The organism is Alphaproteobacteria bacterium, assembly GCA_016124955.1.
GTDB lineage: Bacteria > Pseudomonadota > Alphaproteobacteria > UBA9219 > RFNS01 > RI-461.
This window is the reverse complement of sequence record WGMR01000007.1, coordinates 285,338-300,491: the sequence shown is the minus strand read 5'-3', so window position 1 is coordinate 300,491 and position 15,154 is coordinate 285,338. Positions and strand designations below refer to the sequence as shown.

General features: G+C 62.6%; 17 protein-coding genes. 11 read left to right on the top strand and 6 right to left on the bottom strand.

Annotated elements, in window-relative coordinates; all coding sequences use genetic code 11:
• Window positions 1–7 precede the first annotated feature (7 nt).
• Window positions 8–844: a bifunctional DNA-formamidopyrimidine glycosylase/DNA-(apurinic or apyrimidinic site) lyase gene (mutM, locus tag GC131_07335; GenBank protein ID MBI1273880.1), complete on the bottom strand. Its 837-nt coding sequence runs from the start codon at window positions 842–844 to the stop codon at window positions 8–10.
• Between the two features lie 46 nt (window positions 845–890).
• Here mutM and GC131_07330 point away from each other — a divergent pair, with 46 nt between their 5' ends.
• The gene (locus tag GC131_07330) at window positions 891–1,736 is read left to right on the top strand and encodes a ubiquinone/menaquinone biosynthesis methyltransferase (GenBank protein MBI1273879.1); all 846 of its coding nucleotides are present in this window, start codon (window positions 891–893) and stop codon (window positions 1,734–1,736) included.
• On the opposite strand, the gene galU is transcribed toward GC131_07330, so the two are convergent.
• From galU to GC131_07315, 3 genes are read right to left on the bottom strand one after another with little or no spacing between them, the layout of a single operon-like run.
• A complete protein-coding gene (gene galU / locus GC131_07325) occupies window positions 1,733–2,602 on the bottom strand; it encodes a UTP--glucose-1-phosphate uridylyltransferase GalU (protein MBI1273878.1) in 870 nt (289 codons plus the stop codon). The genes GC131_07330 and galU overlap by 4 nt on opposite strands.
• Before the next feature lie 10 nt (window positions 2,603–2,612).
• Entirely contained in the window at window positions 2,613–3,020 is a 408-nt protein-coding gene (locus GC131_07320; protein ID MBI1273877.1) for a response regulator, read from the bottom strand.
• Window positions 2,998–3,771: a hypothetical protein gene (locus GC131_07315; GenBank protein ID MBI1273876.1), complete on the bottom strand. Its 774-nt coding sequence runs from the start codon at window positions 3,769–3,771 to the stop codon at window positions 2,998–3,000. Before GC131_07315 ends, GC131_07320 begins: the two co-directional genes overlap by 23 nt.
• Window positions 3,772–3,904: 133 nt before the next feature.
• Between GC131_07315 and ftsE the strand changes: the two genes are divergently transcribed.
• From ftsE to GC131_07280, 7 genes are all read left to right on the top strand, one after another.
• The gene (ftsE, locus tag GC131_07310; protein MBI1273875.1) at window positions 3,905–4,600 is read left to right on the top strand and encodes a cell division ATP-binding protein FtsE; all 696 of its coding nucleotides are present in this window, start codon (window positions 3,905–3,907) and stop codon (window positions 4,598–4,600) included.
• A 526-nt stretch (window positions 4,601–5,126) separates the two neighbouring features.
• Complete coding sequence (locus tag GC131_07305) at window positions 5,127–6,155, top strand: hypothetical protein (protein ID MBI1273874.1); 1,029 nt, start codon at window positions 5,127–5,129, stop codon at window positions 6,153–6,155.
• Window positions 6,152–6,883: a 1-acyl-sn-glycerol-3-phosphate acyltransferase gene (locus tag GC131_07300; protein MBI1273873.1), complete on the top strand. Its 732-nt coding sequence runs from the start codon at window positions 6,152–6,154 to the stop codon at window positions 6,881–6,883. The genes GC131_07305 and GC131_07300 overlap by 4 nt, the downstream gene beginning before the upstream one ends.
• Window positions 6,884–7,118: 235 nt before the next feature.
• A complete protein-coding gene (rpmI, locus tag GC131_07295; protein ID MBI1273872.1) occupies window positions 7,119–7,319 on the top strand; it encodes a 50S ribosomal protein L35 in 201 nt (66 codons plus the stop codon).
• 24 nt (window positions 7,320–7,343) lie between these two features.
• Window positions 7,344–7,709, top strand: coding sequence for a 50S ribosomal protein L20 (gene rplT / locus GC131_07290; protein MBI1273871.1), 366 nt, complete (start codon window positions 7,344–7,346; stop codon window positions 7,707–7,709).
• Window positions 7,710–7,737: 28 nt separating this feature from the next.
• Window positions 7,738–8,832, top strand: coding sequence for a phenylalanine--tRNA ligase subunit alpha (gene pheS, locus GC131_07285; GenBank protein MBI1273870.1), 1,095 nt, complete (start codon window positions 7,738–7,740; stop codon window positions 8,830–8,832).
• The gene (locus GC131_07280) at window positions 8,829–11,222 is read left to right on the top strand and encodes a phenylalanine--tRNA ligase subunit beta (GenBank protein ID MBI1273869.1); all 2,394 of its coding nucleotides are present in this window, start codon (window positions 8,829–8,831) and stop codon (window positions 11,220–11,222) included. The genes pheS and GC131_07280 overlap by 4 nt, the downstream gene beginning before the upstream one ends.
• Here GC131_07280 and GC131_07275 read toward each other — a convergent pair whose 3' ends face one another.
• Complete coding sequence (locus GC131_07275; protein ID MBI1273868.1) at window positions 11,223–11,915, bottom strand: orotate phosphoribosyltransferase; 693 nt, start codon at window positions 11,913–11,915, stop codon at window positions 11,223–11,225.
• Between the two features lie 53 nt (window positions 11,916–11,968).
• Window positions 11,969–13,012 (bottom strand): tRNA (adenosine(37)-N6)-threonylcarbamoyltransferase complex transferase subunit TsaD, encoded by a 1,044-nt coding sequence (gene tsaD, locus GC131_07270; GenBank protein MBI1273867.1) that lies wholly within the window; start codon window positions 13,010–13,012, stop codon window positions 11,969–11,971.
• A gap of 46 nt (window positions 13,013–13,058) precedes the next feature.
• Here tsaD and GC131_07265 point away from each other — a divergent pair, with 46 nt between their 5' ends.
• From GC131_07265 to GC131_07255, 3 genes are all read left to right on the top strand, one after another.
• On the top strand, window positions 13,059–13,259 hold the full coding sequence (locus GC131_07265; protein ID MBI1273866.1) for a twin transmembrane helix small protein: 201 nt from the start codon (window positions 13,059–13,061) through the stop codon (window positions 13,257–13,259).
• A gap of 110 nt (window positions 13,260–13,369) precedes the next feature.
• Window positions 13,370–14,119: an electron transfer flavoprotein subunit beta/FixA family protein gene (locus GC131_07260; GenBank protein MBI1273865.1), complete on the top strand. Its 750-nt coding sequence runs from the start codon at window positions 13,370–13,372 to the stop codon at window positions 14,117–14,119.
• 3 nt (window positions 14,120–14,122) lie between these two features.
• Window positions 14,123–15,058 carry an electron transfer flavoprotein subunit alpha/FixB family protein gene (locus GC131_07255; protein ID MBI1273864.1) on the top strand — a complete coding sequence of 312 codons (936 nt, stop codon included), beginning with the start codon at window positions 14,123–14,125 and terminating at the stop codon, window positions 15,056–15,058.
• Window positions 15,059–15,154 lie beyond the last annotated feature (96 nt).

Below are 15,154 nucleotides of genomic sequence, written 5' to 3'. Positions count from 1 at the left end.
AACGAGTTCACACTTGTCGCCGCGGGCACCAGAACGTGCCGCGCCCGGCCTGCGTGAAGCGCTGCACGCCGCCGGTCTTGGTTGGGTTACAACTGCATCCCCGGCAACGTTCCCCTTCGCGCCCATATACCGCGAAATTGTTCTGATACGAACCGAGCACGCCGTCGCTTTGCACGTAATCGCGCAAGGATGAACCGCCTGCCGCGATCGCGGCGCGCAAAACCTTGCGGATAGCGGGCACGAGCCGTGCGGCTTCTGCCGGCTTCAGGCTGCCCGCACGGCGCTTCGGGCCAATGCCGGAAAGGAACAGCGCTTCGCATACATAAATGTTGCCGAGCCCCGCAATCAGGCGCTGATCCAGCAGCACGGCCTTCATGTCCGCTTTTTTGCCCTTGAACATCGCCAGAAGTTTCACGGGCGTCAGTTCGCGCCCAAGCGGCTCCAACCCGATGTTCCGCAGCAAGCGATGCGAAACAAGCGCGCTTTCCGGCACAAGATCGAGCATGCCGAAACGGCGCGGATCGTTGAAACGCAGCACCTTGCCGTCATCGAAATGCAGCACGACATGGTCGTGCTTGCCGTGCGCGCCCGGTAGCCCCACCACCAGCCGCCCGGACATGCCCAAGTGCAGCAAGAGCGCCATGCCGTCATCGAGCGTGACGACGATATATTTGGCGCGCCGCCGCACAGCCTGAATGCGCCGCCCGGCCAGCTTGCGCGCCAGTCCGCGCGGCATGGGAAAGCGCAGATCGGCGCGGCGCTGTTCTGCGCGCACAATCTTGCGGTTGAGAAGCGCGCGGACAAGGCCGCGGCAGGTGGTTTCCACTTCGGGCAGTTCAGGCATAGGCCAACAGATAGCATCCGCCGCGCCGCCGTGGTAGGCTTTCGCCATGGCAAAAACATCTGCAAAAGCCGCCGCGCGGCCCGCCCGCAACCCCGAACAAAGCTGGTTCGGCGCCCGCCCCGTGGCGGGCAGCGAAAAAACCGGCATGGTGCGCGGTGTTTTTACATCGGTGGCCGGGCGCTATGACCTGATGAACGATTTAATGTCGCTCGGCATCCATCGTTTATGGAAAGACAGGTTCGTCGCGTCGCTGGCGCCGCGGGCAGGCGAAACCATCCTCGATCTCGCGGGCGGCACCGGCGATATCGCGCTGCGCATCCTCGCCCGCACGCGCGGCGCGGCAAAGCTGACGGTATGTGATATCAACCCCGCCATGCTGGCGCGCGGCAAGGCACGCGCGCTCGACACCGGGCGGGGCCGCGCCATTACGTGGCTGACGGGCGATGCCGCAAAGCTGCCATTACCCGACAATTCCTTTGATGCGGTCACGATCGCCTTCGGACTGCGTAATGTGACTTATATTGATGATGCGCTGGCCGAGGTCGCGCGGGTGCTGAAGATCGGCGGACGGTTCTTCTGCCTCGAATTCAGCCCCGGCGCATTTTCCGGCGAAGTGGATACCGGTTCGCCGCAGAAAATGCGCGGAAAGAAAAACCCCGTGGCAAGGGAAATCAGCAACGCCTACGATCTCTATTCCTTCAAGGTTCTACCCTGGCTTGGCGAGGTGGTGGCGCATGACCGCGCGGCCTATCAATACCTTGCAGAAAGTATCCGCCAGTTCCCGAAGCAGGCCGAGCTGGCCGCGCGCATGGAGCGCGCGGGCCTGTGCGCCGTGCGCTGGGCCGATTACGCGGGCGGCATCGCCGCCGCGCATACCGGCTGGAAAGCCTAAACGATCTTTTTCAAGGCTTCGCGAACGGCAGCGCCCATTTCGGGGTGCACGAGCGCGAAAGCGACATTGGCTTCGATAAAGCCGACCTTGTCGCCGCAATCGAAACGCTTGCCGCTGTAACGCAAGCCGTGGAAGGGCTGCGTGCCGATAAGCTTCGCCATGCTGTCGGTCAGCTGGATTTCACCGCCCGCACCGGTGCGCTTTTCATCGAGGTATTTGAACACTTCGGGCTGCAGAATATAACGGCCGATCACCGAAAGGGTCGAAGGCGCCTTATCCGGCGCCGGCTTTTCGACCAGCCCCTTGATACGGGCGAGGTTGTCTTCTTCCGAAGCAATATCAAGAATGCCATAACGGTTTGTCTGTTCGCGCGGCACATCGACCACGCCGACGATATTGCCGCCCACCTTGTCATAGGCTTCCATCATTTGCTTCAGGCAGGGCGTTTCGGAAAGCACGACGTCATCCGCCAGCAAAATGGCGAAAGGCTCGTTGCCCACAAGGTGGCGCGCGCACCATATCGCATGACCGAGCCCGAGCGGCTCGCGCTGGCGCGTGAACAGAAGCTGGCCGGATTCGATATCGGTGCTGTTCAGAAGTTCCAGTTCGCGCTTCTTGCCGCGGGCCTCAAGCGCGCGGCGCAAATCGTTGTGGCTGTCGAAATGGTCTTCGATTGCGTCCTTGCCGCGACTGTTGACGAGGATGAATTGCTCAATCCCGGCGGCACGCGCCTCGTCCACCGCATGCTGGATCAGCGGGCGATCGACCAGCGTCAGCATTTCCTTCGGCATCGCCTTGGTGGCAGGCAGGAAGCGCGTGCCAAGCCCGGCGACGGGAAAAACGGCCTTGCGGACGGGTTGCTTCATGGCGCGCCCCTCAGGTTCCGGACGGCGGGGTAGCGAGCGCATCCTTGACCGCGCTGCAAATTTCCTCGAGCGAGAAGGGCTTGGCGATCACGCGGTGCACGAGCGCATCGAGATTGTGAGCGCGCATGCGTTCCTGCGCATAGCCCGAAATCATGACGATCCGCAAATCGGGAAACAGCCGCACGGCCTTGAGCGCGAGCGCGATGCCGTCAACATTCGGCATCACGATATCGGTCACCAGCACACCGAAGCGTTCGTTGGCGAGAACATCAAGCGCCTGCTGGCCGTCCGCCACTTGCTTGACCTGGTAGCCCGCACCCGAGAGCGAGCGCACGACGAATTCGCGCACGGCGGGGTTGTCTTCCGCCACCAATACGCGCGCGCCGTTTTCCTTCTTAGTGATGTCCTGATCCGCCATGGCTTCCTGCGTTGCTTCTTCCTTTTGACGAGCCGCCTTCGCCGCCCGCGCTTTCTTCCTCTTCTTCCGCCTGCTGCTTCTCGTGCTCGGTGAAAGCTAGTGTCACCTCGACCACGGTCGCTTCCGGATAACGGACGGTGGACGAGAATGTTGCCACGCCGCCGGGCTCAAGTCTAATCGGATTGGCGAACATTTCCCATATCGCCACCGGCTTGTTATCGGTGCCCAGCGCCGAGGCCTGTATAATCGGCACGCTTTGCATATAGGCGGCCCCGTTAACCACCTCGCCATCCAGCGCCAGCATCATGGCGCCGCTTTCCAGCCTTTGTTCGGAACGGATATTGCGTATCACCAGCCCGGCGCCCAGTTCGCCCACACGCAGGCCCATGCCGTTATAGGTTTCGACCATGCCGGGAAACCAAATGACAATCGTTGACCGGCCATAAACGAAAAACAGCCCGGCGGAAAGCATCAGCGCGAAAATCAGAACCGGCACCAGGCTCCAGAGCAAAAGCGTACGGTCGATCTTGCCGATGATAGCGGGCAGGTTGGAGCCGGGCGGAATCGGGGTCACAGCTTGCGGCGTTTCGACCACAGGCGGCAAATCATCGGGCAATTCCTGTTCTTCGGGCGGCGGCTCGGCTTGCCATTCCTGGCTGCAACGCGCGCAACGCACCTGCCGGGCACCGCCCGTGAAGGCGGCCGGGTTCACGACATAGCGCGTTCCGCATGAGGGGCAGACAAGAATCATCCTCCAATGTTATAGAAATGAATGACTTAGCAAGCAAGCGGCGTTACAAACCCCTCAATAGCGGCTGGACGCCCGCGCCACGCAGCTTATGATAATAAGGCTGCATAGCAAGGCATGATGGAAGGGCAAGAATTTGATCCGGTTCGATAAAGTTTCCATGCGCTACGGCGCCGGGCCGCAGGCGCAAGGCGGGCCGGAGGTGCTGAGCGATATTTCCTTCACCCTCCAGCCCGGCTCTTTCCATTTCCTGACCGGCCCTTCGGGGGCCGGAAAATCGTCCCTTTTGCGGCTAATGTTTCTGGCGCAGCGCCCGGCCAAGGGGCGGATCCATATCTTCGGGCGCGACCTTGCGCATCTTGGGCGCGACGAACTGCCTGCGATCCGCCGCCGCATCGGCGTGGTGTTTCAGGATTTCCGACTGATCCCGCATCTCAGCGTGCTCGATAACGTGGCGCTGCCGCTGCGCCTTGCTGGCGGCGGGGAGGCCGAGATCCGCGCCCATGTCGGCGAACTTTTGCACTGGGTCGGGCTCGGCGACGCGCTCGATGCGGTGCCGTCCGAACTTTCGGGCGGGCAGCAACAGCGCGCCGCGATTGCGCGCGCCGTAATCAACCGGCCCCGCCTGCTGCTGGCCGATGAACCAACCGGCAACGTTGACGACGATGCCGCCGTGCGTTTGTTGCACCTGTTCGTGGAACTCAACAAGCTGGGCACCACCGTCGTGATCGCAACCCACAGCAGCGCGCTGCTGCAACGCTTCGGTCACCCGCAATTGCATCTGAACGGCGGCCGTCTGCTGCGCATCGAACGCGAAGAGGCGGTGGCGTAATGCGGAACATTCGTTTTCCCGCGCTGAAATTTACGCTACCCGTTCGTCTGCACCGCTCGCGCGGACCCGTCGCCCCGCCTGCCCTGCCGCTCGCGCGCGGCAAAAGCGCATGGCCGCTGATGGCAATACTCGGCTTGATGGTGTTTCTCGCGACGCTGGCGATGATGGCACAGGGCGGCATGCATATCCTTGCCGCACGCTGGGATACACAAACAAATGGCGCGCTGACGGTTGAATTGACGCCGCTCCCCGGCGAAAGCGCGGCAAAGGCGCAAGCGCGTTTCAAGGAAGCGATCGAGACCATACGCGGCGTGCCGGGCGTGGCCGTGGCCGCGCCGCTGCCGCCCGCAACGGCGCAGGAATTGTTGCAGCCATGGCTCGGCACCGATATCGCGGCGCAGGATTTGCCATTGCCGATGCTGGTTGATGTCACACTCGCGCCCCGCCCGGCGGCGGACGCTACCGAACTTGAAACCATCATCGCCGCAGCGGGGATCGAAGGCGCACATGTCGATGACCGTAACGCATGGCTGCGCGATCTTGCCGGGCTTGCGCGGCTTTTGCAGGGCGGCGCGCTGGCGGCGGCGCTGCTGGCGGCGGCGGCGCTTTTGGGCGCGGTCGCGCTTGCCTGCCGCGCGGGCCTTGCCATCCATCACGATATCGTCGAACTTCTGCACATCATGGGCGCCTCCGACAACGACATCGCCGGCGAATTCGGCCGCTTTATCAAGCGTATTATGGCGCCCGCGGCGCTGGCCGGCGGCGCGGCGGGCTTTGCCGCGCTTACCGGCATGGCGCTGGCGGCAGGGCGCTACGATGTGCCGCTGGCCTCTATGTTCGCACCCACATTCTGGGCCTGGGCGCGGCTGGTGCTTTCCATGCTTTTGGTGCCCGCACTGGCTTACGGCGCCGCGCTGCTGGCGGCGCGGCAAAGCGTTCTGGCAAGCTTGCGGACGATGCCATGATGCGCCTCGTTATTCTTGCCGCCGTTCTTGCCGGGCTGTGGGCTGCCGGGCTCATGGTCTTTGTTTATGACGTCAAAACCATGCCGCAGAACATGCCCATACTCGGCGTTGCCGCAACGGATGCCGCTGTGGTGCTGACCGGCGGCAGCGAGCGGCTTGCTGCCGGGGTCGAGCTTCTGCAGCGCGACGTGGTGAAAAAACTTTTCGTTTCCGGCGTGCATCCGAAAACACCGCGGTCCGATTTGCTCGCCGGCCTTACGCTCGATCCCGAAAAGCGCCGCTGTTGCATCAATCTCGGCAAGGAAGCGGCCGATACCACCGGCAACGCCAGCGAAACTGCGGCATGGATGGAAGCCCAGCAATACACCTCGCTGCGGGTCGTGACCGCCAACTACCATGTGCGGCGTGCGCTGGTGGAATTCCACGCCGCGCTGCCGAACATTACCATCTACCCCTATGCAGTGCGGCCCGATAACGTACAGCTTGATGGATGGTGGAAGCGGCGCGGCACCGCCAGCCTGCTGATCACGGAATACAACAAATATCTCGCAGCCCGCGCCCAGAAAATATTGAACCGCATCGCCTCATGACCGTTCTGCGCGCACTGCTGTTCAGCACAGCCTTTTATCTTTGGCATATCGTGCTGTGCTTTGCTTGCCTGCCCATACTGATTTTGCCGCGCCCGGTGATGCGGGGCACGGTGCGCTTCTACCTTTCCGGCATTGCGCTGTTCGAACGTGTCTTTCTTGGCCTGCGCTACAAGGTTATCGGGCGCGAAAACCTTCCCGCGCAAGGCTGCATCATCGCCGCAAAGCACCAATCGGCGTGGGAGACGTTCAAGCTTCATCTGGTTTTGCCTGACCCCGTCTTCGTGCTGAAGCGCGAACTGGTCTGGATCCCGCTGTGGGGCTGGTACACGCTGAAGGCGGGCATGGTGCCGGTCGATCGCAGCGCAGGCGCGAAGGCACTGCGCCGCATGCTGGCGGCGGCGGCACGTTTCGCGGCGCAGGGCCGCCAGATCATCATCTTCCCGCAAGGCACCCGGCTCGCGCCCGGCAGCTATAAACCCTATAAGCCCGGCGTCGCCGCGCTGTACGACAACCTCAATCTTCCGGTCGTGCCAGTGGCGCTTAATTCGGGCATGTTCTGGCCCAAGGGCGCGTTTCTGAAAAACCCCGGCACGGTCACACTGGAAATCCTGCCCGCCATCCCGCCCGGGCTGAAACGGGTGGAAATGATGCGGCAGCTCGAAGCGGCACTGGAGCAGGCGACCGACCGGCTGGTGGCGCAGGTTGGCGGCCCCTCTTCCCATAAATAGTTTTATATATCAATAAGTTATACTGTGGGTAACGGCGCTTGCGGAACCAACGGCACGGCTGCTATAAGAGCCACCTTCATAGCGCGTCCGGGCTTGGCAGGTGAATTCGGTGCAATCGCACCACAAAACACACTGCCGGGCATGCCCGGCCGCTTAACAGGCGCAGTCGCAGTTGTTTCCGAGCGAAGCGGGGAAACAGGGCAGCGGCGCCAAATGAGTTACGAAAGGAAACAAAATGCCCAAGATGAAAACCCATTCGGGTGCCAAAAAGCGTTTTCGCCTCACGGCCAAAGGCAAAGTGAAGGCCGGCGCGACGCATCGCCGCCACGGCATGCGCAAACGTTCCCAGAAAATGCTCCGCGAATCCCGTGCCGGCTTGATCCTGTTCAAGACGGACGGCGAGAACGTCAAGAAGCATTTCCTGCGCAACGCATAACAGAGCATCTGAAGGAGACATATCATGGCACGCGTTAAACGGGGCGTTACCGCCCGTGCAAGGCACAAAAAGATCACCAAGCTGGCGAGCGGCTATCGCGGCCGCGCTTCAACCTGCTTCCGGGTTGCGATTGAAAAGGTCGAAAAGGGCCTGCAATACGCATACCGTGACCGTCGCAACCGCAAACGCGAATTCCGCGGCCTGTGGATCACCCGCATCAATGCGGGCGCGCGCGAACACGGCCTGACTTACGGCCGGCTCGTAAACGGCATGAAGCGCGCCGGCATCGTGGTCGATCGCAAGCAGCTGGCCGAACTGGCCATCAACGAGCCCGCCGCATTCAAGGCGATCATCGATCAGGCGCAAGCCGCGTTGCAAAAGACGGCCTGAAGCCGTGGCAGCGCAGGCGGCACGCGCAATGAGCATCGCTTCCGACCCAGCCGCATTAAAAACCGAACTGGTGGCGGCCGTTGGCGGCGCCGCCACGCTTGACGCACTTGAAGAGCTGCGCGTTTCCGCGCTCGGCAAAAAAGGCGCGATCACCGGCCTGATGAAGCAGCTTTCCGCGCTGGACGGGGATGCGCGCAAGCAGCGCGGCGCCGAGCTCAACCGCATCAAGGACGAGATCACGGCGCTGATTGACGCGCGCAAGGCCGAGCTTGGCCGCGCCGCGCTTGATGCCCGCCTTGCGGGCGAACAGATCGATATCACCCTGCCCGCACGACCGCTGCCCGACGGGCGCATCCACCCTATCAGCCAGACAATCGACGAGATCATCGAAATTTTCGGCGCCATGGGTTTCACGCTGGCCGAAGGGCCGGACATCGAAAGCGATTTTAACAATTTCCGTGCGCTGAACTTCCCGCCCGACCATCCGGCGCGCGACATGCAGCAAACTTTCTTCCTGCCGAAGACCGCCGAGGAAACCACGGTTCTGCGCACCCACACCAGCCCGGTGCAGGTGCGCACGATGATGAACGGCAAACCGCCGATCCGCGTCATTATTCCCGGCCGCACCTACCGCTGCGATTATGATCAGACCCACACGCCCATGTTTCATCAGGTCGAAGGGCTGGTGATCGACGAAACCACCACCATGGCGGAACTGAAAGGCTGCCTGATGGATTTTCTGCGAACCTTCTTCGCGATCCCCGATTTGCCCGCACGCTTCCGGCCTTCCTTTTTCCCGTTCGTCGAGCCGGGAGCCGAAGTTGATATCGGTTGTTCACGGGCGGGCGGCAAGCTGAAGCTCGGCAACCATGGCGATTGGCTCGAAATTCTGGGCTGCGGCATGGTGCATCCGAATGTGCTGCGCAATTGCGGGCTCGATCCCGAAAAATACCAGGGCTTCGCCTTCGGCATGGGCATCGAACGCATCGCCATGCTGAAATACGGCATCCCCGATCTGCGCACCTTCTTCGAAGCCGATCTGCGCTGGCTCAGGCATTACGGTTTCAGCGCGCTCGATATCCCGAGCCTTGCCACCGGCAGCAACGGGGGCGGCGGCAAATGAAATTCACCTTTTCATGGCTGAAAGAGCATCTTGAAACCACCGCAACGCTGGATGAAGTTTGCGCGCGTTTGACATCGCTGGGGCTTGAAGTTGAAAGCCTGACCGACCCCGCCAAATCGCTTGCGCCCTTCACGATCGCCGAGGTTCTGGCCACCGAAAAACACCCGGATGCCGACAGGCTCAAGATCGCCACAGTCAATACGGGCAGCGAGAAAATACAGGTCGTGTGCGGGGCGCCCAATTGCCGCGCCGGCATGAAGGCGGTGCTGAGCCGACCGGGCGATTTTATCCCCGGCCTCAACATCACGCTTGGCAAAAGCAAGATCCGCGGCGTCGAAAGCATGGGCATGCTGTGCGCGGCGGACGAGCTGGGCCTCGGCGAAGACCATGAAGGCATCATCGAACTGCCCGCCGATGCGCCGGTCGGCAAAAGCTATGCCGCATGGGCGGGGCTCGATGACCCGGTGATCGAACTCGGGCTTACGCCCAACCGGCCCGATTGCGCGGGCGTACGCGGCGTTGCGCGCGACCTTGCCGCAGCGGGCCTCGGTACGCTGAAGCCGCAGGATATCAAACCCGCCAAGGGAACCTTCAAAAGCCCGATTGCCGTTACGTTCAACTTCCCGGCCGAAGACGCCGCCGCGTGCCCGCATTTCACCGGGCGCATGATCAAGGGCGTGAAGAACGGCCCCAGCCCCAAATGGCTGCAGGACAGGTTGCGCGCCGTGGGGCTGCGACCGATCTCGGCGCTGGTCGATATCACCAATTTCGCGACGCTCGATTGCATGCGCCCGCTGCATGTGTTCGATGCCGCCGGGATCAAGGGCAATCTTTCGCTGCGCTTCGCGCGCAAGGGCGAAAAGCTCGTGGCACTCAATAAAAAAACCTACGAACTGGCCGAAGGCCAGACCGTGATCGCGGACGATAATGGCGTGCTTTCGCTCGGCGGCATCATCGGCGGCGAAGCCAGCGGCTGCACCGAAGCAACCACCGGTGTGTTTATCGAAGCCGCCTATTTCGACCCCATCCGTACCGCGCGCACGGGCCGGCAGCTCGATATCGCATCCGACGCGCGCTGGCGGTTTGAACGCGGCATCGACCCCGCCTTTACGCAACCGGGGGCCGAACTGGCCACCAAGCTTATCCTTGACCTGTGCGGCACAAAGGAAACACAGATCAGCGATCTTGTGGTCGCAGGCAGCGCGCCGATGCCGGACAGAACCATCACGCTGCGCGAAAACCGCTGCAAAACGCTGATCGGCGTTGATGTGCCTGCGGCGGAGCAGAAAAAAATTCTGACAGCACTTGGGTTCGAGCAGAAGGGCGGCGCATGGAAAGCGCCGAGCTGGCGCCCGGATATCGAGGGCGAAGCCGATCTGGTCGAGGAAATCATCCGCGTGCACGGGATCGATAATGTGCCCGCGCAATCGCTTGCAAGGCCGGCCGCCGTCACGCAATCCGCCATCACGCTGCCGCAACGCCGCGCCGTGCAGGCACGCCGTGCGCTGGCGGCGCAAGGGCTGCTTGAAGCCGTTACGTGGTCTTTCATGCCTTCGGCCATCGCCGCGCAATTCGGCGGCGTGCCCGAAAGCTTGCGGCTTCTGAACCCTATCTCGTCGGAGCTCGACGTGATGCGGCCCTCTATCCTCGGCAACCTGATCCTCGCGGCCAAGCGCAACGCCGATCGCGGTTTTGCGGATGCTGGCTTGTTCGAGGTTGGCCCCGCATGGCGCGACGCAACGCCCGAAGGGCAAAGCACGGTGGCCGCCGCGCTGCGCGCGGGCGCAACGCCCCGGCACTGGGCGCAGCCTTCGCGCCCCGTCGATGCGCATGATGCCAAGGCGGATGCGCTTGCGGCGCTCGCGGCCTGCGGCGCGCCTGTTGCCAACCTTCAGGTCACCGCGGATGCACCCGCCTGGTACCACCCGGGCCGCGCGGGCGCGTTGCGGCTTGGCCCCGCCGTGCTCGCTTATTTCGGTGAAATTCACCCCGGCGTGCTGATGATTTGCGATGCCAAGGGGCCGATGACGGGATGCGAAATCATGATCGCGGCCGTGCCGCAGCCCAAGGCGGCAGGCACGGCGCGTTCGCTGCTCGATCTGCCCGCGCTGCAACCGGTCGCGCGCGACTTCGCCTTCGTGGTCGATACGGACGTGACGGCGGAGCGCGTGATCAAGGCCGCGCGGCAAGCGGAAAAGAATTTGATCGCGGACGTGCAGTTGTTCGATGTTTATGCGGGCAAGAATGTCGGGGAAGGCAAAAAATCGCTGGCCTTCAGCGTAACCTTGCAGCCGCGCGAAACTTCGCTGACCGACGCGCAGATCGAGGAAATTGCCGCAAAAATCACCGCCGCCGTCACAAAGGCCACGGGCGGCACGCTGCGCTCCTGATTACGAAGCGGCCGCGTCTTCCTTCCCGCCATGGGCGCGGGACCAGCTTTCCGGATCCTGCAAGAACTTTTCCACTTCGTTCAGCGTGTTTTCATCGAAATATTTGGTGGCGCGGGTATAGGCCAGCATATCCCACCATGTGCACAGATAATGCAGCTGCACGTCCAGCCTCTTGAAGTTCTGCTCCGCCATCGGATAGACGCCATAGAAAAATACGGACGCAACATGATCGACCGTGGCGCCCGCCTGCCGCAGCGCATTCACGAAATTTTCCTTGCTCTTGCCGTCCGTGGTCAGATCCTCGATCAAAAGGGCGCGTTTGCCCTCCTCCATCTCGCCCTCGATTTGCGCGCCGCGGCCAAACCCCTTGGGCTTCTTGCGCACATAAAGCATGGGCAGGTTATAGGCTTCGGCCATCCATGCGGCATAGGCGATCCCGGCGGTTTCGCCGCCCGCCACATAATCGAACGGGGCCTTGCCCGCCGCGGCGTTGATTTTATCGTGCAACATACCGGTCAGCGCGCGCCGTTCGGCGACGAAGGAAATCGGCTTGCGGCAATCAATGTAAACCGGGCTCGCGCGGCCCGAAGTGAAAATGAAAGGCTTTTCGGCGTTGAAATGCACCGCCTTGATCCGCAGCAATATCTCCGCGGTCTTGTTGGCAAAATCGCCGCCCGCTGTGATTTTTGTCATAAGCCTTCTCCCCCTTCTTTTCCGCCGACTATAAGCGCAGGCCCCGGCTACGTCTATTGTCGCGTCGATCGCCGCGTACCAAGTTCGCTAAGCGGCCAGCGCGGCCGCGCGGGCGCATCCAAAGCGCCGGTCAGCCCCAGCCGCAAACGCTCAAGCCCTGCCCACGCAATCATCACGCCGTTATCGGTGCACAGCGCCGGCGGCGGCACAATGCATGGCAGCCCGCGCGCACCCGCCAATGCGGTCAGCCGTGCGCCCAGCGCCTGATTGGCCGCAACGCCGCCCGCGACCACAAGCGCGGTTACGCCGTCCCCCTCCGTGCGGGAAAGTGCGTTTTCCGTCCGGTCAACCAGTATGTCGCCGATCGCCAGCTGCAGGCTGGCGCAAAGATCGGCCACGAAACCTTCATCCCGCGCGGGCACGGCCTCGAACGCCTGTCGCACGGCGGTCTTGAGGCCGGAAAAGGAAAAATCGCACGCGTCGCCATCCTTGCGCCCCAGCATGGGCCGGGGCAGATCGATGCGCGGCATGCCGCCGCGCGCCGCCGCCTCAACCGCCGGGCCGCCGGGATAAGGCAGCCCCATCAGCTTGGCGCATTTATCAAAACATTCGCCCACCGCATCGTCGATCGTGCCGCCGAGCTGCGCATAATCCCCGACGCCGCGCGCCAGCAGCAGCTGGCAATGCCCGCCGGTCACGAGCAGCAGCAGATAAGGGAACGGCACGTCATGCGTCAGCCGCGCGGTCAGCGCATGCGCTTCCAGATGGTTCACATCCACGAAAGGCAGCTTGCGCGCCGCCGCGATGCCCTTGCCGAACATCGCCCCCACCATTACGCCGCCGATAAGCCCCGGCCCGCAGGTGGCCGCGATACCATCGATGTCGCCAAACCCCATCCCGGCAGCCGCAAGCGCACGGGCGGCAAGACCGCCAAGTTGATCGAGATGGGCGCGGGCCGCGATTTCGGGCACCACGCCGCCATAGGCGCGGTGCACTTCGATTTGCGAGGCGATCTCGTTCGCCAGCACGGCGCGCGCGCCGTCAACGATGCCGACGGCGGTTTCATCGCAACTGGTTTCAATGCCAAGGACGATCATGCGGCCAGACTAGCCAAACCGGGCGGGCAGGGCTACATTTCCGCGCATGTCCGTTTTCTTCGCCATATGCCTCGGGATCGCCATGCTGGCGGTGCTGGCTACGCTTTTTCTGGGCCTGTTCAGCATGGCCAAGGGCGGCGAATTCGCCAAGCGATACGGTAACCGCCTGATGCGGATGCGCGTGACGCTGCAAGCGCTGGCGATCGCCTTTTTCGCGCTCGCGGCCATAACGGCCGGAAAGCAGTAAAAACGGGGCCAAACCGCCCAACAAGCTGGTGACAGACGGCGCAAGACCGGCTAAATCTTGATTCGCACCACAAGCAACCCGCAAAACCCCTTCAAAGACCTTTTAAAGCCATGAAAATCCTCGTTCCCATCAAGCGCGTCGTCGATCCCTATGTGAAGATCCGCGTCAAGGCCGATCAAACCGGCGTCGAGCTCGCCAACGTGAAAATGGCGGTCAACCCGTTCGATGAAATCGCGGTCGAGGAAGCCGTGCGTTTGCGCGAAAAAAACCTCGCCAAGGAAGTGGTGGCGGTTTCGATCGGCGTGGCGCAAGCGGCCGACAGCCTGCGCACCTGCATGGCGATCGGCGCCGACCGCGCGATCCATGTGCCGCACGACGGTGAAGTGCAGCCGCTTGCGGTCGCCAAGTTGCTGCAAAAGATCATCGAAAAGGAAAAGCCCGATCTCGTGATCATGGGCAAGCAGGCGATCGACGACGATTGCAACCAGACCGGGCAGATGCTGGCCGCGCTGCTGGGCTGGCCGCAGGCGACCTTCGCTTCCAAGCTCGAACTTGGCGGGGGCACCGCCAAGGTGACGCGCGAAATCGACGGCGGGCTTGAGACGATCGAGGTCAAGACTCCGGCGATCATCACGACCGATCTGCGCCTGAACGAGCCGCGCTACGCTTCGCTTCCCAACATCATGAAGGCGAAGAAAAAGCCGCTCGAAGTGATCCAGCCCGGCGATCTGGGCGTCGATCTGGCCCCGCGCCTGAAAACGCTGAAAGTGACCGAACCGCCCAAGCGCAAGGCCGGAATCAAGGTGCCGGACGTCGCTACGCTGGTCGATAAACTGAAAAACGAAGCGAAGGTGATCTGACCCATGCCCGTTCTCGTCATCGCCGAACACGACAACAAAAACCTTAAATCCGTCACCGCGCATGTGGTCGCGGCCGCATCCAAACTGGGCGCGGGCGGCGTTGCCGTTCTTGTCGGGGGGCATGGCTGCGATGGCGCGGCCGCCGAAGCCGCCGCGCTGCAGGGCGTGGAAAAGGTGCTGGTGGCGGACGATGCGGCTTACGAACACGGATTGGCCGAAAACCTGACCCCGCTGGTGACCGAACTTGCGGGCGGCTACAGCCATGTGCTGGCGCCCGCTTCGTCTTTCGGCAAAAACCTGATGCCGCGCGCCGCCGCGTTGCTGGACGTGCAACAAATATCCGACATCATTGCGATCGAAGGCGCCGATACCTTCGTGCGCCCGATTTATGCTGGCAACGCGCTGGCGACCGTGCAAAGCACCGATAAGATCAAGCTGATCACCGTGCGCCCGACCGCGTTTGCAAGTGCGGGTACGGGTGGCAGCGGCGCGATCGAGAAAATTTCCGGCAAGGGCGATACCGGGCTCAGCAAGTTCGTTTCGCAAGAACTGTCGAAATCCGAACGGCCCGAGCTGGGCGCGGCGCGCATCGTGATTTCCGGCGGGCGCGGCGTGGGCAGCGCCGAAAACTTCAAGCTTATCGATGCGCTGGCCGACAAGCTCGGCGCCGCCGTGGGCGCAAGCCGGGCCGCGGTCGATGCCGGCTATGTGCCGAACGATTATCAGGTCGGGCAAACCGGCAAGGTGGTCGCGCCCGATTTGTATGTCGCCATCGGTATTTCCGGCGCGATCCAGCATCTCGCGGGCATGACCAACAGCAAGGTGATCGTGGCCATCAACAAGGACCCGGATGCCCCCATCTTCCAGGTGGCGGATTACGGCCTTGTCGGCGACCTGTTCCAGATCCTGCCGGAACTGACCGCCGCGGTCGGCAAATAGCCGCAAACCAGCCCTTTCGGGGCGCTTCCAAAATACCCGCCATGTGTGCAAAACTGGCTTCATAAGCCTGTTTTACATATTGATTCGCCCCGCGCC